Source organism: Bordetella muralis, assembly GCF_054781015.1.
The window spans coordinates 363,112-389,072 of record NZ_BAAGVF010000008.1; the positions used below are offsets into that span (position 1 = coordinate 363,112).

The window sequence follows — 25,961 nt, forward strand, 5'->3', positions numbered from 1 at the left end:
CATGGCCAATGTCATTACCTGTGTCGACGACTTGCAGGCTATCGCCCGCAAGCGGGTGCCACGTCTTTTTTATGACTACGTCGATAGTGGTTCCTGGAGCGAGTCTACCTATCGCGCCAACAGCAACGACTTGGCTCGCCTGAAGTTTCGCCAGCGAGTGGGATGTAATGTGGCCGATATCCGTGTCAATGCCACCATGCTGGGCACGCCTGTCACCATGCCTGTCGGCTTGGCGCCGGCGGGTCTGGCGGGCATGGTCCATGCAGACGGCGAGATCCTGGCAGCACGCGCAGCTGCCAAGTTCGGCGTACCGTACGTTCTGTCCACCGTCAGCATCTGCTCGATAGAAGATCTCGCCCGTCACACCGCACAACCGTTCTGGTTCCAGATCTACATGCTCAAAGATCGCGGCTTCATCGAGCAGTTGATCGAACGCGCCCGTGCAGCACAATGTTCCGCGCTGGTACTGACCATGGACCTGCCCATTCAGGGACAGCGCCACAAAGATATCCGCAACGGTTTGTCGGTGCCGCCGCGCATTACGCTACATGGCCTCTCAGCATTGCTGACGCGCCCGCGCTGGTGCGCATCCATGCTGCGCACCCCTCGCCGCACATTCGGCAATATCGTCGGTCATGCTAAAGGAGTATCCGACACGCTGGGTTTTTCCGAGTGGGTCAGCCGGCAATTCGACCGCACAGTCTCTTGGAAAGACGTGCAATGGTTAAAACAACGATGGGGAGGCAAGCTCGTCGTAAAAGGCATCATGGATCCGCATGACGCGTGCCGCGCCATTGATGCGGGCGCCGATGCCGTCGTGGTATCAAACCACGGCGGCCGCCAATTGGATGGCGCGCCATCCAGTATTCGAGCCTTGCCCGCCATCGTGCAGGCCGTCTCGGGCCGCGCTGAAGTTTACGTAGACGGCGGCATTCGCAGTGGCCAGGACGTACTGCGCGCCCTATCGCTAGGCGCTACCGCAGCCTTCGTTGGCCGAGCCTATATGTACGGCCTAGGCGCCGCGGGACAAACCGGTGTCACGCGCTGCCTGGAAATCCTGCGTCACGAACTCGAATCCACCATGGCCCTCTGCGGCCTGACCGATATCAACAATGCCAGTCCAGATGTAATCGTCAATCCCTATATCCAATCCATGCAAGGAGACCACGCATGACCGCAATGTTCGGAAACTACAAGATGCACCAGAACAGTGGTGTGAACCCGCCTTACTCCCCCGCCTATCCTGTTGAATGGGAATGCCCACTGCGCACACTGGAAGTCATCACCCGTGTAGAGCGTAGCAAGATCGAGAAACTCTTGTCGGATACGCCCTTCGAACTGGTCAATGACCGGGTTGCCTTCCGCTTCATGTTGTCGCCTGGTCATACGCTGGCTGTCCACGCCGGCCAAATGTTCGATCTGATGGTGACCGTACCGGTGCGCTATCAGGATCTATTCACACAGACACACATTTTCATGTACTGCAGTGACCCCATGGGGATCTGCGCGGGCCGCGAACTCTTTGGCTATACCAAAAAAGACACTCACTACGCGTTCGATGAAACCCGCGACGGACAGATTAGCGGATGGGTACGCCGGCGTGGCGTACAACTGGTCGACTACCACTTCACACCCGACCCAGACGCACCGCTGATCCTGCTGACCGACGAGGCCGAACAGCCGGCAGGCGAAATCCATGTGCGCCGTTTGCCCGACCCGGAAAAGGTCGGCACCGCCTACGCCGACGTGGTTTACCGGCGCACGCCGTTGCAATACAGCAAGCCGCTGTCCGGCCGCATCGACTGGACGCTGCATGCCAGCGAGTACGACCCTATTGCCGCCTTGGAGCCTGAAGTTCTCAGCGCACACTTTATGACCTCCAACGTCTATGGCGGAGGCTTTGCCGTAGAGGATCGCCGCTTGCTGCAACGACTGATTCCCTGACATGACCCACACAGGCGAACCCGTACGAACGGTGCTCGTGACCGGTGCCGCTGGCGGCATCGGCACTGCCATCGCCTTGACGTTGGCGCGTCAGGGCTGCCGGCTGCTGCTCACCGATCACAATGTCGCCGCGCTACGGGACACTCAGCAACAGTGTCAGGCCCTCGGGCAGCACATCGAGATCCGGGCGTTGGACGTCACATGTGAAGAAAACGTCGCCGAGACCATCCAGCATGTATTGGCTCGCCATGGTCGGTTGGACGGCGTAGTCAGCAATGCGGGCGTAGCTGGCGTGGTGCAGCCGATCGCTGAGTATCCCGTCGATGTCTTTGCTCGCACCATGGCGGTGAATACGACGGGTACTTTCTTGTGCCTGAAATATGCCTTGCCAGCGTTACGCACATCGGACAGCGGCAGTTTCGTGGCCATCGGCTCGACCTCCTCTATCCGAGGTCGGGCCGGCCTGTCCGGCTATGTAGCCAGCAAGCACGCTGTCCTGGGACTGGTACGTAGCGCAGCATTGGAAACCGTTGGGTCCAACGTACGGGTCAATGCCGTACTGCCTGGCCCTACGCAGACCGCCATGATCGACGCCATCAATGTCATGGCCGGCCAGAGCGATACCGCAGTCAATCAAATTCAACGCGCTGTTTCCGCCCCCTACGGGCAACCGGCAGACGTGGCCAACATGGTGGCATTCCTGTTGTCCCCCCAAGCACGCCATTGCAACGGCGCGGCGCTGGTCGTCGACGGCGGCAGCACGCTCGCCTAATACCCCCTACAGAATATTCCGAGGAGACATCATGCAAACCGCCACCACCACTTTGCCCGCCAGTCGGCGGGAACCCGCACAGCACAAGCGTGCGTTGATAGCAGCCTGCATAGGAAACTTTATCGAGTATTTCGACTTCGTCATCTACGGCTATTTCGCGACGGTCATCGCCCGTCTGTTTTTCCCGGCCGATGATCCCGCTGCCAGTCTGCTGCTGACATTTGCGGTCTTCGCCATCAGTTACGCCTCGCGTCCGCTTGGCGGCATCATATTCGGGCATCTGGGAGATCGATACGGACGCAAAACGCCCCTGGCCGTGGCCATCATCCTGATCGCAGCTGCGACTACCTTGATCGGCGTAATGCCCACCTATGCCGCGATCGGGATTGCCGCTCCGATTCTGCTCACCACACTGCGACTCATACAAGGTATCTCCGTAGGGGGTGAATATGGAGGTGCGACCTCGTTCATTTCGGAATACGCGCCCCCCAACCGCCGCGGGTTCTACACTGGATGGCAGACATTCACCATCGGCCTGGCCCTTTTGGTGGGCGGCGGCGTAGCATCCCTGATCACGGCAACACTGACAACGGAACAGCTACACAGCTGGGGCTGGCGCCTGCCGTTCCTGGCAGGCGTCCCGCTTGGCTTAGTCGGGCTTTACCTACGCCTGAAACTCGAAGAAACACCACACTTTACGTCAGTACAACAGCACGCCGAAATCGAAAAAGCCCCTCTACTGACGGGTTTGAAACAGGAATGGAAATCCATTCTCATCGGCATGGGTCTGATCTCCGCACCGTCTGCGTGCATCTACATTTATTACATCTACTCGCCCACTTACTTATCCAGCGTACTGGGATTCAGTCTGGCCGATGCCCAACGCGCTAATCTGTACAACCTTGTTTTCTATTGCGCCCTACTGCCCTTCTTCGCCCTGCTCAGCGACATTGTCGGCCGCAAACCCTTGATGCTGATCAGCATGATTGCCGTGGCCCTGATTACTTATCCGGCCTACCATCTGTTGGATCCGAAGGATTTCAACCAGACCGTGTTCGCCCTGTGCCTCATGAGCCTGGCGTTCGCCCCCCATTCTGCCACCGCACTATGCGCCATGTCGGAAATCATGCCCACCAAGTTGCGTTACACCGGACTATCGGTCAGCCTGAATATCCCCGTCACACTGCTGGGAGGCACTGCGCCTTTCCTGGCGACATACTTTGTGTCGCGTACCGGCAACCTGCTATCGCCATCGTGGATTGTCATCGGCGCAGCCGTTCTGACTTTGATATCGGTACTGGCCTATCGCGAAACGGTAAAAACAGGATTGCGCTGATCTGACCGTTAACGGTCCGGGCCTCCCACTACCGCAAAAAAGTCCTGGACGACATCTGATCTGTCCTAACGCGCCGTTCCCTTGGCTGCGTACAGTACCACTCGTACTAATTCGCCACCCAAAGGCAAAAAGTGCAAGTGGCTGTCGCAGCCTGGCATCAATACTCATGCTACACGAAGGAACACGCATGCTTTACGACGTCCGTACCTACACCTGCCGCCCCGGCACGATCAAAAAACATCTCGCCCTATATGCGGAGCATGGCTACGAGATACAGAGCCGGCATCTGGGCAAGCCCCTGGCCTATATGCAGACCGAGACGGGCAATGTAAACAGCTACATGCACATCTGGGTCTATCAAGACGCCGCTGACCGCGCAGCGCGGCGCCAGGCCTTGCAAAGCGATCCAGAATGGGCGAGCTACCTGACCAAGAGCGCCGAAGCAGGCTATGTCGTCAGCCAGGAAAACCGCCTGATGACCCCGGTGTCATTCTTCACCCCCTGACGTTCAGCAGATCACGTCCCGGAAAAGAAGGCGACTGGAGTTACTATACGGATTGGCAGCCCTAACTTCTCAGCAATGCTAAAGCAGTCTTAACCGCTCCTTCCAGCAACGCTTTTTCCGGGCGTGCTCGGGCCAACACACGCACACCCATCAACACACTGAGCAAATGGCGAGCCAATTGCTCTGCGGGCAACGCACGCGTGACCGTCCCGTCAGTCTGCCCTGCAGTGATGCAACGTAGAAAGAACATCTCAATGTTCTTCAATGCATCGGCAATGGTCCTTCGAAACTCGGGATCATGAGGGGCGAGCTCCAACGCAGAATTGACCAGCATGCACCCCTTGTGTTCGCGATCATTCAGCGAACGGCTCAGAATCTGGTCAAAAAAATAGGCGATGGCTTCGTGAGGCGGGAGCGTTTCGCCTTTCTGTATCCGCTCTGTGATGTGAACCACATAGCGATCAAGCGCGGCTCGAAACAGCCCGCGTTTATCCCCATAGGCGTTGTAGAGACTGGCCGCAGTGATTCCCGTCTCGCAAGTGAGGTCTTTCACGGACGTGGCCTCATAGCCTTGCGACCAAAAGCAATGCATCACCGCATCGAGCAGCACATCCTCGTCGAACTCTCTGGGCCTTGCCATATCGTTTTCTGATCCCGTCATGGCATCGCAGTGCTTGCCATTCTTTTGCTGTTGAGCGATTATAGAATGGTTGTACTAAAACTCAATAGTACAAACCCCGTTCCCCCTTTCCTCCCCGGCATAGACGCCGAGGTTGCTCGGAGCAAAAGATGATCCGATTCTATTTTCATCCCACGCCGAATCCCGCAAAGATCTCACTATTTCTCGAGGATGCCGGCCTGCCCTACGAAGTCTTCCCGGTCGATACCAGCAAGGGCGAACAACATACGCCTGCCTTCCGGGCGATCAACCCCAACGGCAAAGTTCCCGCCATCGTCGACACGGATGGGCCCGATGGCAAAGAAGCGCGCGTCTTTGATTCCACCGCGATTCTGCTCTACCTCGGAGAAAAAACCGGCAAGTTCATGGGCTCCGCCCAAGACCGGCCAGAGTTGCTCTCGTGGCTATTGTTCCTGGCATCCGGCCTGGGCCCATTCTCGGGACAAGCGGTACATTTTCAGTTTGCCGCACCGGAGGGCCTGGACTATGCCGTCAATCGCTATCGGCGCGAGGCGGAACGTCATTATCAGGTGTTGAACGACCACCTCGAAGGGCGCAACTACATCGTCGGTGACACGTACACGATCGCAGATATGTCGGCTTGGGGCTGGCTCGACCGTGCCTCGCGAGTACGCAAAGGTGCGGACGATCCTCTGGCGCCCTTCCCCAATCTCAAGCGTCTCTTTGAAACCGTTGAAGCGCGCCCAGCGGCTGCGCGAGCACGCGCCGTAGGCCAGGACCACGAGTTCAAGCGCGTCAACGACGAAGAAACCAAACGCGCGCTCTTTCCCTCCAACTATCCCCCGGCCGCCTGAGCGGCATCGACGCTATCCCGGAGCATCAGCATGGCAGACTCTCCCGAATATGTCCCACCAAAGGTCTGGACTTGGACCCAACCCAGCGGCGGTCATTTCGCCAGTATCAACCGGCCCATCGCGGGGCCGACGCACGACAAGGAATTGCCGGTCGGCCGGCATCCGCTACAGCTCTATTCGCTCGGCACGCCCAACGGCGTCAAGGTCACGATCATGCTGGAGGAACTGCTGGCGCTGGGGCACACTGGCGCCGAGTACGACGCGTGGCTGATCAATATCCGTGACGGCGATCAGTTCGGCAGCGGATTTGTCGACGTCAATCCCAATTCCAAGATCCCTGCCCTGCTCGATCGCAGCGGCTCCGAGCCGATTCGTGTGTTCGAGTCAGGCTCGATCCTGTTGTACCTGGCCGAAAAATTCGGTGCCTTCATCCCGAAGGCTATCCAGGGGCGTACCGAGACGTTGAACTGGCTGTTCTGGCAAATGGGCAGCGCCCCTTATCTGGGCGGGGGCTTTGGTCATTTCTATGCCTATGCACCGACCAAGATCGAGTACGCCATCGATCGTTTCGCCATGGAGGTCAAACGTCAACTCGACGTACTCGATCGGCGGCTGGCCGAGAGCGAGTACCTGGCTGGCAACGACTATACGATTGCCGATATCGCCGTGTTCCCATGGTACGGCGGGCTCGCGAAAGGCTGGCAATACGGCGCCGCAGAGTTCCTCAGCGTCCAGGACTACAAGCACGTCCAGCGCTGGGCCGATACCATTCTGGCGCGCCCCGCAGTACGCCGCGGCCGTATGGTCAATCGCATGAGCGGAGAGCCATCCGAACAATTGCGCGAGCGCCACGACGCGGGTGACTTTGAAACCAAAACTCAGGATAAGATCGAACCGACACGATCCTGACGATCATTCACGCCCGTCCACGCGCAAAGGAGACCCCCATGACCGATATCGTACGCAGAGAGTCCAACGAGCGCTTGAGCCGAATCGTGATTCACGGAGATACCGTGTATGTGGCGGGCGTGACATCGAATGCCGCGGGAGGCATTACCGAACAGACCCGCGATGTGCTGAAGAAAATCGATGGCTATCTGGCACAGGCCAAATCGGACAAGTCCCGACTCTTGTCCGTGCAGATCTGGCTCAAAGACATCGAACGCGACTTCGACGGCATGAACGCCGCCTGGGCCGAATGGGTGCCGGCGAACGCAATGCCTACGCGTGCGACGTGCGAGGCCAAATTGGCCTCGCCGGAGCTGCTGGTGGAAATCATTGTGACTGCGGCCAAGCGTCCGAAATATCGGGGCGGGCCGATGTCTGAGGCGTGATGAAGCTCTAGCGCCGGGCCATCATCTGTCGCACGCCGTTTGCGGTTCCGGGTGATGGCTGGCGCACCAGCACATTTACTCGATCAGGACCTGACATGCTCCTGGCCGGAGGTACCTACAACATCCGCCCATTACCGCTTTCTCGCAGGCAGAAAATTCTCGTCCAGCGTTCTCATCCTGGAATTGTGGATATGCTCACGCATTGCATCTCGTGCCGCCTCAGGTTGCTGATCACGAATCGCCTGGAAAATACATTCATGCTCGCGCTGCACCTGCTGGCCTCGTGTCACCGCGCTGGATAACGCCAAGCTGCGCATGACACGCATGTAGTCGAATATCTGCTGGGAAAGCGACTGCAGCGTCGTCACGAATAGATCGTTGCCACATGCCGCCGCAATCGCCTGATGAAAACGGTAATCGGCATCGTTGCCGACTTGACGTGCCTCGAAAGCGATTCGCATATCTTCGAGGGCTTTGGCCATGATGGCTAGATCATCGTCGCTGCGTCGCGCCGCAGCCATATAGGCCGCATCACCCTCGATTGCGCTGCGTAGCTCCATACAACGCACCAGTTCCGCCAAGCCTCCTATCGGAGCCAGCCGTATCAACTCTGGACTGGGGCGCTTTCGCACATAAGACCCCGCGCCGCGCTGCGACACGATGACGCCATCAGCCTGCAGGCGAAACAGTGCCTCGCGAACCACCGGCCGGGAAACGCCGAACGTCGCACATAAATCGAACTCCGACGGCAGCCGGCTTTCTTCGGGATATTTCCCATAGGTGATCTGCTGCAGCAGACGATCGTAGAGTTGATCGGCCAGTCGAGGTGGGCGCGCTGCACGCAGGTCCTCGTCGGAGGGCTCATGGGGAGGCGTCTTCCGCGAACGGTTATTTGTCGGAACGCTAGCCATAAAATAGTTGCCTGACAACTTAACAATGATGTAATTTACCAAACAAATAAATCGTCGGCCACGACAGCCGAGAAGACGAGTTTGACATGCAAAGCATGCCAATCGGTAGTACGAACAAAATTCGGAGACAAGCAATGTTGAAAAAGCTGTTATGCGCGGCTGGCATCGCGCTCGGACTACCACTCGTTCCTATCGCCGCGAGTGCGCAGGGCGGGCAACCGGTGCAACTGGTCGTGCCGTACAACCCCGGCGGCGGCTCTGACCTGTTCGGCCGCATGGTCGCACCAGCGCTGGGAAAAGCGCTGCAAGAAACAGTCATCGTTGAAAACCGCGCCGGAGCAGGCGGCATCATCGGCACCGAAACTGTCGTCAAATCAACGCCCCCAAACAAGATGCTGCTGGTTTCGGACTCCGCGGTCTATAGCATCATTCCCTCTCTTTATGCTTCTCTGAGCTACTCGCGCAAAGACTTGATTCCCGTGGCCAACCTGGCGAGTTTTGGCAACGTACTCGTGGTCCCCGCCAACTCCCGCTTCAAGACGTTCCAGGACGTGCTCGAAGCCGCCCGCAAAACACCAGGCAAGCTCACCATCGGCTCTTCCGGCGCAGGTGGCATCACGCATTTGGCTGCAGAAAAACTCATGGAGCAGGCCAAGATCAAGCTGGTGCATGTCCCCTACAAAGGCAGCGGCCCCGCCATTTCGGATACCGTAGGCGGTCATATCGACATGGTGTTTACGGGATTGCCGTCGGTATTGGAATTGCTACGGGCAGGCAAGCTGCGTGCTCTGGCGATCGCGACGCCCAATCGCTCCCCCTACGCATCAGACATCCCGACCATCAGTGAAGCTGGTGTGCCGGGATTTTCCGCGATGATCTCGCAAGGCCTGTTTGCACCGGCAACGATGCCGGCGGCAGATATCCAGAAGCTTAATCAGGCGGTGCAGGATTTCATGCGTGATCCTAAAACGGTGGAGACGCTGAGAAAAATGATGGTCGAGCCTGTGTACCAGTCGGCCGCTGAATACAAACAATGGCTGGATGCGGAATCCAACGACTGGGCCGGATTGATCAAACGGGCAAACGTGAAAGTGGAATGATCCGACGGAAACTGGCCGCATCGCCAGCAAAGCGCTGTCACCCCACATCAACAGAAAGGTAAATGAATGATAGATGTCTACGCTTGGCGTACCAGCAACGGTCTACGCGCTACGATCGCTTTAGCGGAATCAGGGTTGCCGCACCGCGTGATCCCTATCGATGTAGGCGCGGGTGCACACAAGACACCGGAATATCTAAAGATCAATCCGGCCAGCCAGATTCCTGCCATCGTGGATCCTGACGGCCCGGATGGCCGCCCTCTCGTACTGGCGCAATCGGGAACCATCGTGCTCTATGTGTGCCAGAAATCCGGCCGCTTTGTGCCTCAAGACGCAGCAGGACAGGCCCAGGCAATGCAATGGGCCTGGCAAGCCGGCACCGACATTGGCGGCACCAGCGCCGCCATGAACCAGGTAGAGGTCGTTTCCCCGGAAAAAGTCCAGTCACACATCGATCTCTTTCGGAAACGTTTCCTGCGCTATTTCGGCATTGTCGAGCAACATCTCAAAACGCGCGAGTATCTGGCGGGTGCGATCAGCTATGCCGACTTCATCCTCTACCCCAACTATGCGCTACGCCGCAATCTGCTGGATCCTGGAACATATCCCGCACTGACCGCATGGGCGCAACGCATGGCGGCACGGCCTGGCGTCATCGAAGGTATGCGCCTATATACCGAAGCAAGTCAATGATCGGCGAGGCTACTGCCGGACTACTGCATTGAGCCGGACAGCACAGGCGCCCCATAACGGAGTATTCATGAAGATCGACAATGTCAGCGTCACCCTTTTCTCTTGGGATGACATCCCTCCTACCAGCTACGCCGCCCATACTGGCAAGTTCGCGGGATCAAGCAAAATGGGTCTGCTATCCATCCAGACCGACGACGGCGTGACCGGGCATGCGTTTCTGGGGTCCGCGTACTATCCCGCGGACTTGGATGCCCCTAATCTGATCAAGTATCTCAAGCCCATCTTGATGGGCCAGGATCCTCTGGATCGGGAGCGGCTGTTTCAAGCCATGTGGCGTCGCGCCCGCACCACCACCATACGCACGATTGGCGCCTGCGACGTGGCGCTATGGGACATTGCCGGTAAAGTCGCAGGTCTGCCCATCCATCGCCTGATCGGCAGCTATCGCACCAAGATCAGGGCTTACGCCAGCTCCATGATTTTGGACTCGGCTCAGGAATATGCCGACGAGGCGTTGCATTATCAATCCTTGAACTGGGCCGCCTACAAGATCCACCCGCCTCATCCCTGGCAAGAGGATATCCGCGTATGCCAAGCGGTACGCAAGGCGGTCGGCGATGATTATCTGGTCATGCTCGATGCCGCGTGGGCATATCAGTATCCCGAGGCCGTCCGCGTTGGCCGCGCTATCGAGGAATTGAATTACTACTGGTACGAAGATCCGCTACAGGATTCGGACCTCTACAACTACGTAAAACTCAAGCAGCAACTGCATATTCCCATCATGGCCACCGAGGCCCCGGCAGCTGTGCTCGATGCCTATGTGCCGTGGATTCAGCAAAATGCGACTGATTTCCTGCGAGGGGATATCCCGCTCAAAGGCGGCATTACCAGCATGCTGAAAGCCGCTCATCTGGCCGAAGCCTTTCGCATGAATTATGAAATTCACCATGGTGGAAACTCGTTGAACAACGTGGCTCAGTTGCACGTTGCAATGGCGTTGAAGAATACCGAGTTCTTTGAGGTGCTCTTACCCGCTGGCGCGCAGAAGTACGGTCTGATCGAAGACATCGAACCTGATGCGCAGGGGTTTGTTCACGCTCCGACCGAGCCGGGGCTCGGCGCGAAAATCGATTTTGATCTTATTGAGCGTAAGCGTATCGCCGTATTGTGAGTCCGGCATGGTGAGGCAGGCAGGTGCTGCATCGGCCTGCCTGGACGAGTAGCGTGACAGGGTGCCCCAGTTGTATTGGAATGTTATTACATTACAATACAGCCACTTTTAAGCACCGACGCATTTGCCGCATCGCCGGCACGCCTGCCACCATTACATGTCTGCCGTCCAGCCTCACTCGCCCCACCCTTCTGCCGCCTCTCACCGCCTGTATTCCATCGATGCCTTGCGTGGCTTGGTCATCGTCATCATGCTGTTGGATCACGTCCGAGAAACGTTCTACCTGCATTTTCAGGTGGGCGATCCGATGGATGCCGCGGCCACGCCGCCCGACCTGTTTTTTTCCCGTTTGCTGGCTCACTTGTGCGCCCCGGTTTTTGTTTTACTGACCGGCATTTCGGCTTGGCTATATGGCGATCGCGCCGGTAGCCGAGCCGCCACGGCAGCATTCCTGGCCAAGCGTGGTCTATTCCTGATCGCGCTGGAAATCGTGGTCGTGAACTTCGCGTGGACGTTTGCGTTTCCGCCATCGGTCATTTATCTGCAAGTCATCTGGGTCATCGGCCTGAGCATGCTGGCCCTGGCAGCGTTACTGTGGCTGCCTCGCCCTGTCGTGGCCGGCGTGGGATTGCTGCTGGTCGCAGGGCACAATCTGCTGGATTCCGTCCACTTCGCACAAGATCACTGGGCACACATCCCCTGGGCCGTCCTCCACGATCGCGGCTGGATCGAAGTGAGCGACGCGTTGCGTCTGCGCACCTCATATCCTCTGCTGCCCTGGATAGGCGTCATTGCATTGGGATATGCCGCCGGTCCCTGGTTTCACGCGAGAATCCATTCAACGGCGCGACAACGCGGCCTGCTTTATGGCGGCTTGGGAGTCTTGGCAGCGTTTATCGTACTGCGTGCAATCAATGGCTATGGCCAAGCCCAAGAATGGGGGATGCAAGACGACACGATACACACACTCATGAGCTTTTTGAACGTGACAAAGTACCCGCCATCGCTCATGTTCCTGTTGCTGACCCTCGGCCTGGGATTGGTGTTGCTGGCGTGGATGGAACGTGCAGGACGAGCCGCGTGGATACGCGTCTTGTGCGTGTTTGGTGCCGCACCCATGTTCTTTTATCTGCTGCACCTTTATGTTCTGAAAGCTCTATATCTGGCGTGCGTTGCGATATGGGGATTGAACCAGGGCGACTACTTTGGTGTGTCTGGCGTGCCTGCTTTGTGGGTCATTTCGATATTGCTGGCCGCGGCGTTGTTTCTGCCCGTGCGCTGGTATGGCCAACTGAAAGCGCGTCGTCGTGACATCACTTGGCTGAAGTATCTGTGATGCACAGCTGGCTACGGAACGCGGCAATCCATGCCGGATGCGCGACTGCCGCCTGTACGCCGTACGTCGCACACGCACAATCGCAATCGCAGAAACTCGTGCTGTATGGCGTCATCGATCTCAGCATAGCGGGCATCAGTTCCCAAGAGCAAGGCACATCGATCTCCATGCAAAGCGGCGTGCAATCGGGATCGCGATGGGGATTGCGCGGCACCGAAGACCTGGGCTCGGGCTGGCGTGCGAACTTCAATCTGGAAAGCGGCATTCTGGCGACCAATGGACGGTCCGCGCAGGGTGGCCGGCTATTTGGGCGCGCCGCCTGGGTGGGCTTGTCCGGCCCCATTGGAGAGTTACGACTGGGGCGTCAGACCTCGGCATCATCCGCTACGCTGGCTGAATTTGATCCGTTCCTGGCCTCCTATCTGAATACCGGTGCGCAGACCGACCTGTTGCCGTTCAATGCGAATCGCGCCGACAACATGGTGTCCTATTGGACGCCATCGTGGAACGGATGGCGCGCCGGCGCAGACTATAGCTTCGACTACGACAGTGCTGGCGGGTTCGCCACGGATACCTCCAATAAGCTGGCCGGCGCGGCGGTCGTCTATGAACAAGACGCCTACGCGATGACCTTGACGCACGAGCGCGCCCACTGGGCAGAAAACACCCCACAGGCCCAGGCGATGGCTGCCCAGGGCGCCGCACGCCAGCCTTATTCCACGACGGCCGCGGTGCGTGCCACCTGGGAGGCGCTGACAGTCTACGCCGCATGGTCGTGGATACGGCACGGCTCCACAATTCCCGCCGTTCCGTCACCGGGGCAACAGGCGTATTTTCCCGATAGCACGGTACATGGACTATTAGCGGGCCTGACCTGGCGTGTGGGCGCAGGCTCGGTCATGGCATCCTGGCAGGCGAGTGTGCCGCAGAACGACGGTGCATTGGCCGCAGCCAATGCCACGCATCACCAGCAAGTCTATTCACTGGGCTACACCCACGAACTGTCCAAACGCACGGGCGTCTACGCCATTGCGGGATACTTACGTGGTGCATGGGACGATCCGTCCTGGCACCAGACGCAGTATGCGGTGGGGCTGAGACACCGGTTTTAAGTCCGGGATACGTGTAGCGCGAGTGCCTGATCAGCATTGGAACACTCAAAGAATCAAGCCGCCGCGCGCATCAATACCTGTGTCTCCGTGAGCAACCGTTTGAGCTCTGGCACGCACGAACCACAGTTACCACCGGCTTTGACACAGGCCGTTATCTCACCGGTCGTCTGCAGTCCCTTGTCACGGATCGCATCACAGATAGTATTGCGGCCGATACCGAAACAGGAGCAAATGACTGGACCGGTATCAGCTCCAGCCACGATGGGCTGGCCCAACAGCACGCCTGCGCGATCGATGTCTTCCAGACGCTCCTGAGCAAATAAGCTGGCCAACCATTGACGCGACGGCAGATCGGGACGCGGCGACAGATACACACAGGCTTCGATGCGATCGTCGACGACGTACACGGCGCGATAGATGCGTGCAGTACGGTCCTCGTATTCCAACCAGTCGGCCTGCGCGTCGTCCACTCCCAGCAGCGCGCGCGCCCAATCGTGGGGGATATCGACCAGCTGCCGTCCGGCCAGTTCATAGCGCAGAAACTGTCGCCCCTGGATACGCGTCCACCAAGCTACATCATGGGTATTCAGCTCCCGGCGCGTCAGCACAAAACCATGCCATGCCACGTCGAAAGGCTCCACCATCACCGGTGTGTGCTTGAACTCCGGTTCGCCCGAAACTGGGTCGACGACTGGGTTGACCACAGCCCCCACGCGCGCGTCAGAAGCAAACTGACCATTCCAGTGAATGGGCACGAACACACTGCCGCGAGCGATGCCGCCCCCTTGGCGCACTCTGGCCACCACGCTGCCCCAGCGAGAACGCACGCGTGCCAACGCCCCTTCCCGCACGCCAGCAAGGAGCGCATCGTGCGGGTGCAGGTCAATAAAGGGCTCGGGAACGTGCTCGGCCAGTTTTGGAGCGCGGCCCGTGCGTGTCATGGTGTGCCACTGGTCACGCACACGGCCCGTGTTGAGTATCAGCGGATACTCGTCATCTACGGCGTATTCCGGAGTACGCACCGGCGTGGGTACAAAACGCGCACGTCCGTCTGCATGGGAAAAACCGCCGTCGCTGAACAGGCGCGCGACGCCACTGTCGCCCGGCGATGGCAGAGGCCATTGCACCGGCGTCATCGCGTCGTATGCGGCTGGTGATAGTCCCGCCAGCCCGCCAATATGAAAAGCTCTCGGTATGAGACTCGCTTCGTTGGACTGCGCCGACAAGCGCGCGTGCTCGTCGAACACCTCTCGTTGGTGGCGATACGAAAAGCCCTCGTAGCCCATACGCCGTGCCATATCGGCAATGATGTCCCAATCCGCTCGCGCCTCGCCTGGCGCCGGCAGGAACGCACGTTGGCGCGAGATCCGGCGTTCCGAGTTGGTGACGGTGCCGTCTTTTTCTCCCCAACCCGATGCAGGCAGTACGACGTCAGCGTGCGCCATGGTGTCGGTATGAGCGACGATATCGCTCACCACCACAAGCTCGCACGCATTCAGGGAACGTCGGACCTGGTCTGCATCGGGCAGGCTGACCACGGGATTCGTTCCCATGATCCATACTGCCTTTACGCGCCCCGCCTCGATGGCACGAAACAAGTCGACGGCCTTCAAACCCACACGATTGGCCATGCGCGGCGCATGCCAGAATGCCTGGACGAGTTCGCGATGCGCCGGCTCATGCAGTTCCAGATGGGCTGCCAGCATATTGGCCAAGCCCCCAACCTCGCGTCCGCCCATGGCATTGGGCTGGCCGGTGATTGAGAACGGCCCCATGCCGGGCTGACCAATACGACCCGTGAGCAGATGGCAGTTGATGATGCTGTTGACTTTATCTGTACCTGCGGAGGACTGATTCACGCCTTGCGAAAACGCGGTGATCGTACGGGGCCGCTCGCTGAACCACTGAAAGAAAGTGCGAACCGATTCCTCATCGAGCCGGCAGTCGCGGGCCACAGATGCGATGTCGCTCTCAACGCCCGCGGCGAGCAGCGCCTCATCAAGACCCATAGTGTGCTCGGAAACGAAACTCTCATCAGTGAGACCCTGCCGCACCAGATGCGCCAGCAAACCATTGAATAGCCAGACATCGGTGCCAGACTTGACCGGCAGGTGCAGATCGGCCAGCTCGCAGGTAGCGGTATGACGTGGATCGATTACTACCAGTTTCATGTCTGGCCGGGCCTCTTTGGCACGCGCGATCCTTTGGAACAGGATGGGATGGCACCATGCGGCATTCGATCCCACCAGAACGACCAGGTCCGCCAATTCCAGATCGTCATAGCAGACAGGCACGAGATCTTCACCAAAGGCCCGCTTGTGTCCTGCCACGGCCGACGACATGCACAGCCGGGAATTCGTGTCGATGTTGGCGCTGCCGATAAAGCCCTTCATCAATTTATTGGCAACGTAGTAGTCCTCGGTCAACAACTGACCGGACACATAAAACGCCACGGCGTCAGGACCATGCGATTCGATGATGCGACGCAATCCCTGGGCTGCAGTGTCGAGTGCCTGATCCCACGATACGCGTTGCAAAGGCGCGTTTTTATCGGACCCGGCCTGCCGCATCGCAGGATAAAGCAGGCGGCCCTCCAGGCCAACCGTCTCACCCAGCGCGGAGCCTTTCACGCATAGACGCCCTGCATTGGCAGGATGTTGAGGGTCCCCCGCAATGTGTACTTCGCCATCAACCTGCGGCGTAGCCAACACGCCACAACCCACGCCACAATAGGGGCACGTGGTACGTACCGGCGCATCAACGGAAGCTATCTTAATCGTCGTTGTCATCTGCAATCATGCCGTCAATCTGCTTCGCAGAGTGTTTGGCCAAACAATAGGCGTTGCCGGATCGAGGTAATCGGCGCTTGCCGTTGGATCAGATCGAAATACCACGGCCCGTCCGTCACGTCGCCATACAACACCGCGCCGACGACGCAATCATCCTTGAGTACCAGCCGCTTATAGATACCCCGCCGTGGATCACGCAGAACGATATCCTCAGTATCCGCGCCGCCTACAATGTTGCCTGCCGAATAAAGATCGACGCCCGTGACCTTGAGTTTGGTCGCCGTGGCACGCTGAACATAGCGGCGGTGGCCCGCCCCCGCCAGATGTGCAGCACATACGCGCGCCTGTTCCCATATTGGGGCAACCAGGCCGAACGTGCTGCGCCGATGCTCTACACACTCGCCCACCGCGTACACGCACGGATCATAGGTTTGCAGCGTATCGTCGACGACAATCGCACGCTCGCAATGCAGGCCCGAGTCACGGGCCAGGTCGACATTTGGCCGCACGCCTGTCGCCATCACGACCAGATCGGCGGCAATCTCGCGCCCGTCCTTGAAACGCACCCCGGTGACGCGCTCCGTGCCTACCAGCTCGGCAGTCTGCGCGCTCATTTCAAAACGCAGGCCGCTGGACTCCAGCGCCCGCTGCAACAATGCAGAGGCCGGCGCATCCAGCTGGCGCTCCATCAAACTCGGATGCAAGTGCACCACGGTCACCGTCATCCCTTGACGCAGCAAACCGTTGGCAGCCTCCAGCCCCAGCAGCCCACCGCCGATCACCACAGCATGATGATGCTGGCGCGAGGCCTCCAGCATGGTTTGCACGTCCTGAATGTCGCGAAACCCGATTACGCCATCGAGGTCGCTGCCCGGCACAGGAGGAATGAAGGGCCGCGACCCCGTGGCGATCAACAATCGGTCATAGCGAACTTGCAGGCCGCTTTGCGCATGCACGAACCGGCGCGAACGATCGATCTGCACCACCGGATCACCAGCATGCAACGTGATGCCGTACTCCGCGTACCATTCACGCGTATTGAGCATGATATCGCCCACGCTCTTTTCACCGGCCAGCACCGGGGACAACAGGATACGGTTGTAGTTGCCATGCGGCTCTGCACCGAATACGGTGATGTCGTACAGATCCGGGGCGAGCTGCAGCAGTTCCTCTACGGTACGCATACCAGCCATACCATTGCCTACTACCACCAGGCTGGGGCGCCCCGCCTGACTCATGCTGCCACCCAGACCCGAGCGTTGTCGATCTTGGCAGGGTATGCTGGCACTGACTGCTCTGGCTCCTCCAGGCACTCACCGGTGAACAGGTCGAAATGTTGCTTGTATAACGGCGACGCGACGACGACACGATCACCGAGATTTCCGACCAAACCGCGCGCCAGCACGCTGGCGCCGCTCTTGGGGTCGATATTGCCAATGGCGAAGATGCGCCCGTCGATCAAACGAAATACCGCCACATGCTGCCCACCGACCAAGGCACAGACGCCGGTGCCGGGCACGATGTCTTGAACTGCGCAGACGTCTTCCCAGCCTTTTTCAAAGGTTGTCATGCTGCCATTCCTTCTCTATATCCAATGAGGCCGTGCTAGACGGTGAGGGCTTCCGCTCGCTCGGATTCTTCACGCTCCTGCGGCGAGGCAGGGCGAATCTGTCCGCGCTCCGGGACAAAGACGATTTTCTCGTCAAGCGATTCGCTATTCACAAAGCTGCGGAAACGCTTGCGCACCTCCGGCTGTGTGACAGCGACTTTCCACTCATCCTGATAGGTATCGACCACGTGCTGCATCTCGGCTTCCAGCTCGGCCGCAATGCCCAGCTTGTCGTGCACCACGACATCTTGCAGATACTGCAGGCCGCCTTCGAGGTTGTCGCGCCAGGTGCTGGTGCGTTGCAAGCGATCTGCCGTACGCACGTAGAACATCAAAAATCGATCGACATACTTCACCAGCGTGGCCTGATCCAGATCGGATGCCAACAACTCGGCGTGACGTGGCTTCATGCCGCCATTGCCGCAAACGTAGAGATTCCAGCCTTTCTCGGTGGCGATGATGCCCACGTCCTTGCCCTGTGCCTCGGCGCATTCACGGGTACAACCCGACACGCCGAACTTGATCTTGTGCGGAGAACGCAGGCCTTTGTATCGGTTCTCCAGAGAAATGGCGAAGCCCACGGAATCACCCACACCATAACGGCACCACGTGGATCCCACGCAGCTTTTGACGGTACGCAACGATTTGCCATACGCGTGGCCCGATTCGAAGCCGGCAGCGATCAGCTCTTCCCAAATCAGAGGCAGTTGCTCTACCCGCGCGCCAAACATATCCACGCGCTGGCCACCTGTGACTTTGGTGTAGAGGCCATATTTCTTGGCCACCTGACCGACTGCGATCAAACCGTCGGGAGTCACCTCGCCACCAGGCATACGCGGCACGACGGAATAGCTGCCGTCTTTTTGGATATTGCCGAGGTAATAGTCGTTGCTGTCCTGCAGGCCAGCCAAAGGCGGTTGCAGAACGAATTCGTTCCAGCAGGACGCGAGCACGCTCGCCGCGACGGGTTTGCAGATATCGCAACCCAGGCCCTTGCCATGCTTTTCCAACAATGCGTCGAAAGTCTTGATGCCGCCCACTCGGACCAAGTGGTAGATTTCCTGACGCGAATAGGGGAAATGCTCGCACAAATGGTTGTTGACGGCCATTCCCTGCTTTTTCATTTCGGCCTTCATGACCTGCGTCACCAACGGCACACAGCCACCGCACGTCGATCCCGCCTTCGTGCAGGCTTTCAGATCGCCGATCGTGCATACCCCTTCCCCTACGGCCGCGCAGATCTGTCCTTTGCTGACGTTATTGCAGGAGCAAATCTGTGCGCTGTCGGGCAACGCGTCCACGCCCAGGCCAGGCTTGGCCTTGCCATCGCTGGACGGCAGAATCAGAAACTCTGGTTCGTCGGGCAGGGCAATACCGTTCAGCGCCATCTGCAGCAGCGTGCCATACTCGTCGGCGTTGCCTACCAGCACGGCGCCGAGCAATTTTTTGCCATCCTCGCTGGTGACGATTTTCTTGTAGACCTGCTTGCGCTCATCGACATATTGGTAACTGCGGCAGTCCTTCGTCTTGCCGTGCGCGTCACCGATACTGGCCACATCCACGCCCATCAGCTTGAGTTTGGTGCTCATGTCGGCGCCGGTGAACCGGATGGACTCGACACCGGTCAGGCCAGCCTCGCCGGCGATATGCCGAGCCGCCACACGAGCCATGTCATAACCGGGCGCCACCAGGCCAAACACCTGTTCCTGCCACGACGCGCATTCGCCAATCGCATAAACATTGCGATCGCTTGTGCGGCAGAAATCATCGATCACTACGCCGCCACGCGGGCCCACCGCCAGCAGGCACTGCCGCGCCAGTTCGTCTCTCGGCCGTATGCCGGCAGAGAACACAATCATATCGGTTTCCAGGAGCTTGCCGTCGGCAAACACCATACGGTGGCGCGCCAGCGTCCCGTCAACGATCTCTACCGTGTTTCGGTCGGTATGCACCTGAACGCCCAAGGCCTCGATCTTGCGGCGTAACATCTGGCCGCCACTCTCATCTACCTGTACCGTCATCAAGCGAGGCGAAAACTCGACTACATGCGTTTCCAGGCCCATATCGCGCAGGGCTTTCGCACACTCCAGGCCCAGCAGCCCGCCACCGACGACCACACCGCGCCTGGCCCCACGGCCAGCGGCTTGCATCGCTTCCAGATCTTCGATGGTGCGATAAACGAAGCAATTCGGACGATCACGTCCAGGCAAACCCGGCACAAAGGGATTGGAGCCCGTGGCGAGCACCAGCTTGTCATAGGGCAGCACCTCACCATCAGCAGTCGTCACGGTGTTATTGCGGCGCTCTACCGCAACGGCGCGCGCAGCCAGGCGCAACTTGAAACCGGTACGTTCAAAGAAACCAGGCTCTACCAGCGACAGATCGTCAGCGGTACGTCCGCTGAAAAACTCTGACAAGTGCACCCGGTCATAGGCAGGACGGGGTTCCTCGCACAACACCGTGACTTCGACATCTTGCAGCCCCGTCTCAGCCAGACTTTCCAGAAACTTGTGGCCCACCATGCCGTGGCCAACTACGATGATCTTCATACTCATGAAAAACTCCTCCTCAGGCGCCCGCGGCGCTGGGGTTCAGCGTGTTGTTGTACAAGGCTTGTTCTCGGGCCTTATGTTCTGCAGAAAAACGCACGGCAACCGCACATGCCGCCGACAGGATCACCAACACACCCAGCACGGACAGGGTGCTCTGCGTATCGCCCATCCCCTTCATCAAGAAACCTGCCGCCACCGCGCCTACGTTGCCGCCGGCGCCGATGATGCCCGCCACACCGCCCAAGGCATTGCGATCAACAAAGGGCACGAGCGCATACGTCGCACCGCAGGCCATATGGGTAAAGAGGCCGAACACCAGCATTGCCAGCACGGCCAGCGTGGTGTTATCCGCATGAGCAAAGCCCAACAGCCCCACACCCTCGCCCACCATCAGCACGCACAACAACAGCGTGCGTCCATCTAATCCGCGGCGCTGGGCCATCCGGTCAGACACGATGCCGCCCAACGCACGGCCAAACAACGCCAGCAAACCAAAGCTCGCGGCCGCCATGCCTGCCGAGGAGAGCGACAGACCAAAATGCTCGACGTAGTAAATAGCGGCCACGTTGTGGATAAAAATCTCGACACCAAAGCAGGCGCCATAGGTCACAAACAACAGCCACACGCGATAGTTACAGGCCGCCGTGGCAAAACTCGCCCAGCCGCCTTTCTTGGCGCCATCGATCGTCTTTCCGGCTGCCCGCAGATCTGCATAGTTGCCTTCGGGACAATCCTGCGTGTAGCGCCAATACAGCGCGGCAACAATCAGCATGGCTACACCGGGCACCACCATGGCCAGCCGCCAACCCAGGCTTTGGCTCACGCCTATCATCACAATGGCCGTCAAGAGTAGCGGCATCGTGCCCTGCGCCACGCCACCACCTGCGTTCCCCCAGCCTGCCGTGGTGGCGTTGGCCGTGCCGACTACGTTGGGTGCGAACATCACAGAGGTGTGATACTGCGTGATCACGAAGCTCGCGCCGATCGCACCTATCGCCAGGCGAAAAAACAAGAAGGCTTCGTAGCTCTGTGCCAACGCCACGCCCAACACGGGGATCGCTCCCAACACCAGCAAACCGGTATAGGCCTTGCGCGGTCCATAGCGGTCACACAACGGCCCGACAATGAGGCGCACGAGAATGGTCACCGCTACCGCGGCAATATTGATATTGGCAATCTGTCCGGGCGTGAGGTTGAATTCGCCCTTTAGCACGGGCATCAGCGGCGCGCACGCGAACCAGGCGTAGAAACACACAAAGAATGCCAGCCAAGTCAAATGAAAGGCACGCATCTGCGGCGTACGCAGGCTGAATAAATCAATGCGAGTAGCTCTGGCAGTCATGTCTGTCCCAATGACGAATTACTTGAGACCAGCTGGTGTACCGGCTGGCACGGATCTTTTTTGCCTTAGAAACTATGCAAAAACCGTGCCAAACGAGGCCACCAAGACAAGACAATGCTGCGTCGCACCAAACGAGTGCTACGCGCACTCATTCCGGGTGAATGTGCACCAATCAGGTGCTGCTGGGTTCTCGCGGACATCTGCCCGCACGACAATGGTGCTGATCGTCCCTACAAAAAGGGGACGCGTGAACCAACAAGGGGAATGCTGAATATTGGCACCAGCATCCCCCTTCAATGAGGATCTGAGCATCCTCGGTTGCCCTCGGCAGCCTAAGCCTGCTCGGACATTAACGAAACTCAGCCCATCAAACCATGCGCCAAGTTATTGCTTTTCCACTAAACCCAGACGGTTGATAAGATCGCCATACATTTTGAACTGGTCCTGTGCAAACGCGGCGAAGGCTTGCGAGTCCATGTAATAGGCTGGGGTATCCACCGGCTCGACGTCAGCCCGATACGCATCGCTTTTCAATGCCGTTTGGCATGCGTTTTCCAATGCAGCTATCGCCTCTTTAGGCAGGCCCTTTGGCGCAATCAACCCGCCCCATATAGACGCATTGATAGACCATCCCGCTTCTTGAATGGTCGGAGCATCGGGATAGCCGGCCAGCCTCTTGTCCGAGAACACCGCCAACGGGCGCAGCTTATAGCGCTTGGACACCGTCGGCGTCTCGTTGAACACCATGATCTGTTTCCCCATCAGATCAGTGACCATCTCTCCAGAGCTTTTGTATGGAACGTGCAGCGCCGTGGCCCCAGCCTGATCCATCAACATCTCCATGGCCAGATGCAGCAATGTGCCGTGCCCTGATGACCCATACGTCAGCTTGCCCGGGTTTTCTTTCGCATAAGAGATGACATCCGAGACGCTGCGAAAAGGCGAATCCTCCGTGACCATCATCATCAGCGGCACTGAATAGGTGGCACATACGTGGTCAAAATCCTGATAGGTGTATCCCGTCTGTCGGATCGCGGGTTGCAGGACTTCCGGCCCGATAACGGACAGGCCCACCGTGTATCCGTCTGCCGCAGATCGCTTCAGTTGGGTCATCCCGATGGCACCGCCCGCTCCGGCTTTGTTTTCAACAACAATCGTCGCAGGCAGCGCGGCGCTCAGATGCTTCGCCAGGATTCGAGCCATGATGTCGGAGGTGCCGCCTGGACCAAACGGCACGATCATGGTGACGGGTTTACTGGGGTAGTTCGCCTGCTGTGCAGACACGATCTGAGGCGCCATGGCCAGCGCCGTGGCGGTCGCGATCGCGCTCACCAGAGCCAATGGTGATTTCATCGTGTTGTCTCCCAATCTCTCTTTAGTACACGCTGCTTTCGAATTTTTTTGCGATGGCGGGCCGGATAGCACCGATGAAAGCAGTCGCCTGCCGCATCATCATGCCCATATCCGAAGCCACGGCAACGAACGAGTAACCGAGTTCGATGAACTCGGAAACCATCTCGGGGGTAGGACCGACAATGCCGCAAGGTTTGCCGATCGCCTGGCAACGTTTGGCCACATCGGCGATCACGGCTTCGACGTCGGGATGAGCGATGTTGCCGATATGCCCCATGTTGGCGGATAGATCGCCTGGTCCCAGGAAAAGCGCATCGACGCCCGGCACACTCGCAATATCCTCCAACGCAGCCACAGCCTGCGGCGTTTCCAACTGAATGATGGTGAAGACCGAGTCATTCGCGCGTTTGGCGTACTCGTTTGCTGTGCCATAGCCGCTGGCACGATGCACGGCCGCAAAACCGCGAATTCCTTCAGGCGGATACTTTGCATACGATACCGCCTGCTGAGCCGCCGCAGCGCTGTCCACAAACGGCACCATGACGGTTTTGGCACCGAGATCCAAGGCACGCTTGAACAGGATCGGATCATTGGCCGCCAACCGGGCAATCGGGCAGGCATTAGTGCCGGCGATCGCTTGCAGTACCGCGAGCGTTTCTTTTTCATCAAGCGGGACATGCTCCAGGTCGACCAATAGCCAATCGAATCCAGCGTGGCCCATGGCCTCCGCCGTACTGGAGGTGCCTGACATCAGCCACGTTCCAAGCGGCACGCCAGGTTCATTCAAACGGGTGCGAAATGCGTTTTCTAACAAGTCTTTCGGCGCTGGCATTACGTGTCCTTGTCTGCGTTTTTAGTAAATAGAGGGTTCGGGCGTAGGCGCGGTCCCTTCGAGGGCCTTGAAATCGCAGCCTTGATGGGCCTGTGTCACTTCTGCCTGGTAAATACGGGTGTAGCCGCGCTCATAGGTCGTGGCGGGTGGCACCCATTGTTTTCTCCGCTCAGCCAGTTCGGCGTCGGAAATCAGAACGTCGAGTTGCCGTTTCGCGATATCGAGCTGAATCAGATCGCCCGTACGAATCAGAGCCAAGGGCCCGCCCACAGCGGACTCGGGGCTGATGTGCAAAACACAAGTCCCATAATGTGTGCCGCTCATTCGCGAATCCGAGAGACGCAAAATGTCGGTGACGCCTTTTTCGAGCAACTTTTTGGGAATCGGCAGATTGCCCCATTCCGGCATGCCAGGGCCACCGACCGGACCGCCATTACGCAACACGAGAACTGTATTCTCATCCACATCCAATGCGGGATCGTTGATGGCAGCCAACATATCTGCGTTGGAATCAAAGACCAACGCCGGTCCGGTATGTTTCAGCAAGCGTGCAGATGCGGCAGACGGTTTGATGACAGCCCCCTGCGGGCATAGATTTCCATGCAACACGGCGAGCGCCATACTGGCCTCAGGACAGCCATCCGCCGCACTCACAACCGGATTGCTCAACGGCCGGATCACATCGTCGTCTGTGCTGACATGCCCCTCGATATTGGCGCCTAATGTCTTGCCCGTACACGTCAATGTGTCCAGTGCCAATACATCGCTGATACGGTTCAGCAACGCGGGCAATCCACCTGCGTAGTAAAAGTCTTCCATCAGGCGGTTACCCGAGGGGAACAGATTGGCGATGACGGGTACCTTGCGCGCCATGCTGTCGAAATCATCCAGCCCCAGCTCAATGCCGGCGCGATTCGCCATGGCGGGTAGATGAACAGCCGCATTGGTGGACCCACCCAACGCCATCCACGTCGCCACCCCATTCAGAAACGACGCACGGCTCAGGATCTTCGACGGCGTGAGGTCATCCCACACCATGTCGACAATCCGAGTTCCGCAGGACCAGGCCATTCGAGTATGCCCCGCGTCCATGGCAGGCACACTCGTCGAGCCCGGCAAGGCCAGTCCCATGGCCTCTACGATGGCGGTCATCGTGCTGGCTGTACCCATCGTGTTGCACGTACCGGGGGCACGCGTCATCCGCGCCTCCAGTGATATCCATTCATCCTGGTCGATGGCGCCAATGGTGTACTGTTCCCAGTATTTCTTGGTATGCGTGCCGGCTCCGACTGCTTGTCCCTTGTATCGGTCGTTCAACATAGGACCTGCAGGGCAAAAGATGGCAGGAATCCCCATCGATATAGCCCCCATCACCAGGCCGGGCGTGGTTTTGTCGCAGCCGCCCAGTAGCACCACGCCGTCCAGAGGCAAACTGCGGATAAGCTCCTCGGCCTCCATGGCCAGAAAGTTTCGATAGAGCATGGTCGTCGGTTTCACCATGACCTCGCCGAGACTCATCGCCGGCAGCTCTAACGGATACCCCCCTGCCTGCAACACGCCTCGTTTGATAGCTTGTGCGCGATCTCGCAGGTGCGCGTGACAAGGAGACAGATCGCTCCACGTGTTCAGGATGCCGATGATGGGCCGTCCCATGAACTCTTCGCGATTCAGCCCTTGCTGCTGCATGCGCTGCCGATGGGCAAAACCGCGAATGCTTTCTCCGGCGAACCAGCGTTGGCTGCGCAGTTCGCCGATTTTCTTTCTTTCAACCAT

23 protein-coding genes are annotated in these 25,961 nt (G+C 58.6%); 13 read left to right on the forward strand and 10 right to left on the reverse strand.

Features of this window, described 5'->3' with window-relative positions; all coding sequences use genetic code 11:
- Position 1: 1 nt before the first annotated feature.
- The 5 genes from ACYVIT_RS19390 (at position 2) to ACYVIT_RS19410 (ending at position 4,557) form a co-directional block, all read left to right on the forward strand.
- On the forward strand, positions 2-1,174 hold the full coding sequence (locus ACYVIT_RS19390; protein WP_415804117.1) for an alpha-hydroxy acid oxidase: 1,173 nt from the start codon (positions 2-4) through the stop codon (positions 1,172-1,174).
- Complete coding sequence (locus ACYVIT_RS19395; protein WP_415804118.1) at positions 1,171-1,944, forward strand: acetoacetate decarboxylase family protein; 774 nt, start codon at positions 1,171-1,173, stop codon at positions 1,942-1,944. Before ACYVIT_RS19390 ends, ACYVIT_RS19395 begins: the two co-directional genes overlap by 4 nt.
- Before the next feature lies 1 nt (position 1,945).
- Positions 1,946-2,716, forward strand: coding sequence for an SDR family NAD(P)-dependent oxidoreductase (locus tag ACYVIT_RS19400; RefSeq protein WP_415804119.1), 771 nt, complete (start codon positions 1,946-1,948; stop codon positions 2,714-2,716).
- 31 nt (positions 2,717-2,747) lie between these two features.
- Positions 2,748-4,052, forward strand: coding sequence for an MFS transporter (locus ACYVIT_RS19405; RefSeq protein ID WP_415804120.1), 1,305 nt, complete (start codon positions 2,748-2,750; stop codon positions 4,050-4,052).
- Positions 4,053-4,239: 187 nt separating this feature from the next.
- A complete protein-coding gene (locus ACYVIT_RS19410) occupies positions 4,240-4,557 on the forward strand; it encodes an NIPSNAP family protein (RefSeq protein WP_415804121.1) in 318 nt (105 codons plus the stop codon).
- Positions 4,558-4,618: 61 nt separating this feature from the next.
- Here ACYVIT_RS19410 and ACYVIT_RS19415 read toward each other — a convergent pair whose 3' ends face one another.
- A complete protein-coding gene (locus ACYVIT_RS19415) occupies positions 4,619-5,197 on the reverse strand; it encodes a TetR/AcrR family transcriptional regulator (protein WP_415804122.1) in 579 nt (192 codons plus the stop codon).
- A 149-nt stretch (positions 5,198-5,346) separates the two neighbouring features.
- Here ACYVIT_RS19415 and ACYVIT_RS19420 point away from each other — a divergent pair, with 149 nt between their 5' ends.
- Genes ACYVIT_RS19420 through ACYVIT_RS19430 form a run of 3 tightly spaced genes read left to right on the forward strand, consistent with a single transcriptional unit; the run spans position 5,347 to position 7,385 of the window.
- Positions 5,347-6,051: a glutathione S-transferase family protein gene (locus ACYVIT_RS19420; protein ID WP_415804123.1), complete on the forward strand. Its 705-nt coding sequence runs from the start codon at positions 5,347-5,349 to the stop codon at positions 6,049-6,051.
- 30 nt (positions 6,052-6,081) lie between these two features.
- Positions 6,082-6,960, forward strand: coding sequence for a glutathione-dependent disulfide-bond oxidoreductase (gene yghU / locus ACYVIT_RS19425; RefSeq protein WP_415804124.1), 879 nt, complete (start codon positions 6,082-6,084; stop codon positions 6,958-6,960).
- Between the two features lie 38 nt (positions 6,961-6,998).
- A complete protein-coding gene (locus ACYVIT_RS19430; RefSeq protein WP_460478280.1) occupies positions 6,999-7,385 on the forward strand; it encodes a RidA family protein in 387 nt (128 codons plus the stop codon).
- Between the two features lie 131 nt (positions 7,386-7,516).
- Here the strand turns inward: ACYVIT_RS19430 and ACYVIT_RS19435 are convergent, their stop codons facing one another.
- Entirely contained in the window at positions 7,517-8,296 is a 780-nt protein-coding gene (locus ACYVIT_RS19435; RefSeq protein ID WP_415804126.1) for a FadR/GntR family transcriptional regulator, read from the reverse strand.
- 134 nt (positions 8,297-8,430) lie between these two features.
- Here ACYVIT_RS19435 and ACYVIT_RS19440 point away from each other — a divergent pair, with 134 nt between their 5' ends.
- From ACYVIT_RS19440 to ACYVIT_RS19460, 5 genes are all read left to right on the forward strand, one after another.
- Entirely contained in the window at positions 8,431-9,396 is a 966-nt protein-coding gene (locus tag ACYVIT_RS19440) for a Bug family tripartite tricarboxylate transporter substrate binding protein (protein ID WP_415804127.1), read from the forward strand.
- Positions 9,397-9,462: 66 nt separating this feature from the next.
- The gene (locus tag ACYVIT_RS19445) at positions 9,463-10,089 is read left to right on the forward strand and encodes a glutathione S-transferase family protein (protein WP_415804128.1); all 627 of its coding nucleotides are present in this window, start codon (positions 9,463-9,465) and stop codon (positions 10,087-10,089) included.
- A 67-nt stretch (positions 10,090-10,156) separates the two neighbouring features.
- Positions 10,157-11,263: an enolase C-terminal domain-like protein gene (locus ACYVIT_RS19450; protein ID WP_415804129.1), complete on the forward strand. Its 1,107-nt coding sequence runs from the start codon at positions 10,157-10,159 to the stop codon at positions 11,261-11,263.
- A gap of 157 nt (positions 11,264-11,420) precedes the next feature.
- On the forward strand, positions 11,421-12,599 hold the full coding sequence (locus tag ACYVIT_RS19455; protein ID WP_415804130.1) for a DUF1624 domain-containing protein: 1,179 nt from the start codon (positions 11,421-11,423) through the stop codon (positions 12,597-12,599).
- A complete protein-coding gene (locus tag ACYVIT_RS19460) occupies positions 12,581-13,711 on the forward strand; it encodes a porin (protein ID WP_415804131.1) in 1,131 nt (376 codons plus the stop codon). Before ACYVIT_RS19455 ends, ACYVIT_RS19460 begins: the two co-directional genes overlap by 19 nt.
- Before the next feature lie 53 nt (positions 13,712-13,764).
- On the opposite strand, the gene ACYVIT_RS19465 is transcribed toward ACYVIT_RS19460, so the two are convergent.
- The 8 genes from ACYVIT_RS19465 to araD all read right to left on the reverse strand — a co-directional run bounded on the left by ACYVIT_RS19465 (position 13,765) and on the right by araD (position 25,961).
- Positions 13,765-16,500: a molybdopterin-dependent oxidoreductase gene (locus ACYVIT_RS19465; RefSeq protein ID WP_415804132.1), complete on the reverse strand. Its 2,736-nt coding sequence runs from the start codon at positions 16,498-16,500 to the stop codon at positions 13,765-13,767.
- A 14-nt stretch (positions 16,501-16,514) separates the two neighbouring features.
- Positions 16,515-17,738, reverse strand: coding sequence for an NAD(P)/FAD-dependent oxidoreductase (locus tag ACYVIT_RS19470; RefSeq protein ID WP_415804133.1), 1,224 nt, complete (start codon positions 17,736-17,738; stop codon positions 16,515-16,517).
- The gene (gene nirD, locus ACYVIT_RS19475; protein ID WP_415804134.1) at positions 17,735-18,070 is read right to left on the reverse strand and encodes a nitrite reductase small subunit NirD; all 336 of its coding nucleotides are present in this window, start codon (positions 18,068-18,070) and stop codon (positions 17,735-17,737) included. Before nirD ends, ACYVIT_RS19470 begins: the two co-directional genes overlap by 4 nt.
- Positions 18,071-18,105: 35 nt before the next feature.
- A complete protein-coding gene (gene nirB, locus ACYVIT_RS19480; protein ID WP_415804817.1) occupies positions 18,106-20,658 on the reverse strand; it encodes a nitrite reductase large subunit NirB in 2,553 nt (850 codons plus the stop codon).
- A 19-nt stretch (positions 20,659-20,677) separates the two neighbouring features.
- Positions 20,678-22,003 carry an MFS transporter gene (locus ACYVIT_RS19485; RefSeq protein WP_415804135.1) on the reverse strand — a complete coding sequence of 442 codons (1,326 nt, stop codon included), beginning with the start codon at positions 22,001-22,003 and terminating at the stop codon, positions 20,678-20,680.
- A gap of 384 nt (positions 22,004-22,387) precedes the next feature.
- Positions 22,388-23,356, reverse strand: a complete 969-nt coding sequence (locus ACYVIT_RS19490) for a Bug family tripartite tricarboxylate transporter substrate binding protein (RefSeq protein ID WP_415804136.1) — start codon at positions 23,354-23,356, stop codon at positions 22,388-22,390.
- 22 nt (positions 23,357-23,378) lie between these two features.
- Positions 23,379-24,188: an HpcH/HpaI aldolase family protein gene (locus tag ACYVIT_RS19495; protein ID WP_415804137.1), complete on the reverse strand. Its 810-nt coding sequence runs from the start codon at positions 24,186-24,188 to the stop codon at positions 23,379-23,381.
- A gap of 21 nt (positions 24,189-24,209) precedes the next feature.
- Positions 24,210-25,961 carry an L-arabinonate dehydratase gene (gene araD / locus ACYVIT_RS19500; protein ID WP_415804138.1) on the reverse strand — a complete coding sequence of 584 codons (1,752 nt, stop codon included), beginning with the start codon at positions 25,959-25,961 and terminating at the stop codon, positions 24,210-24,212.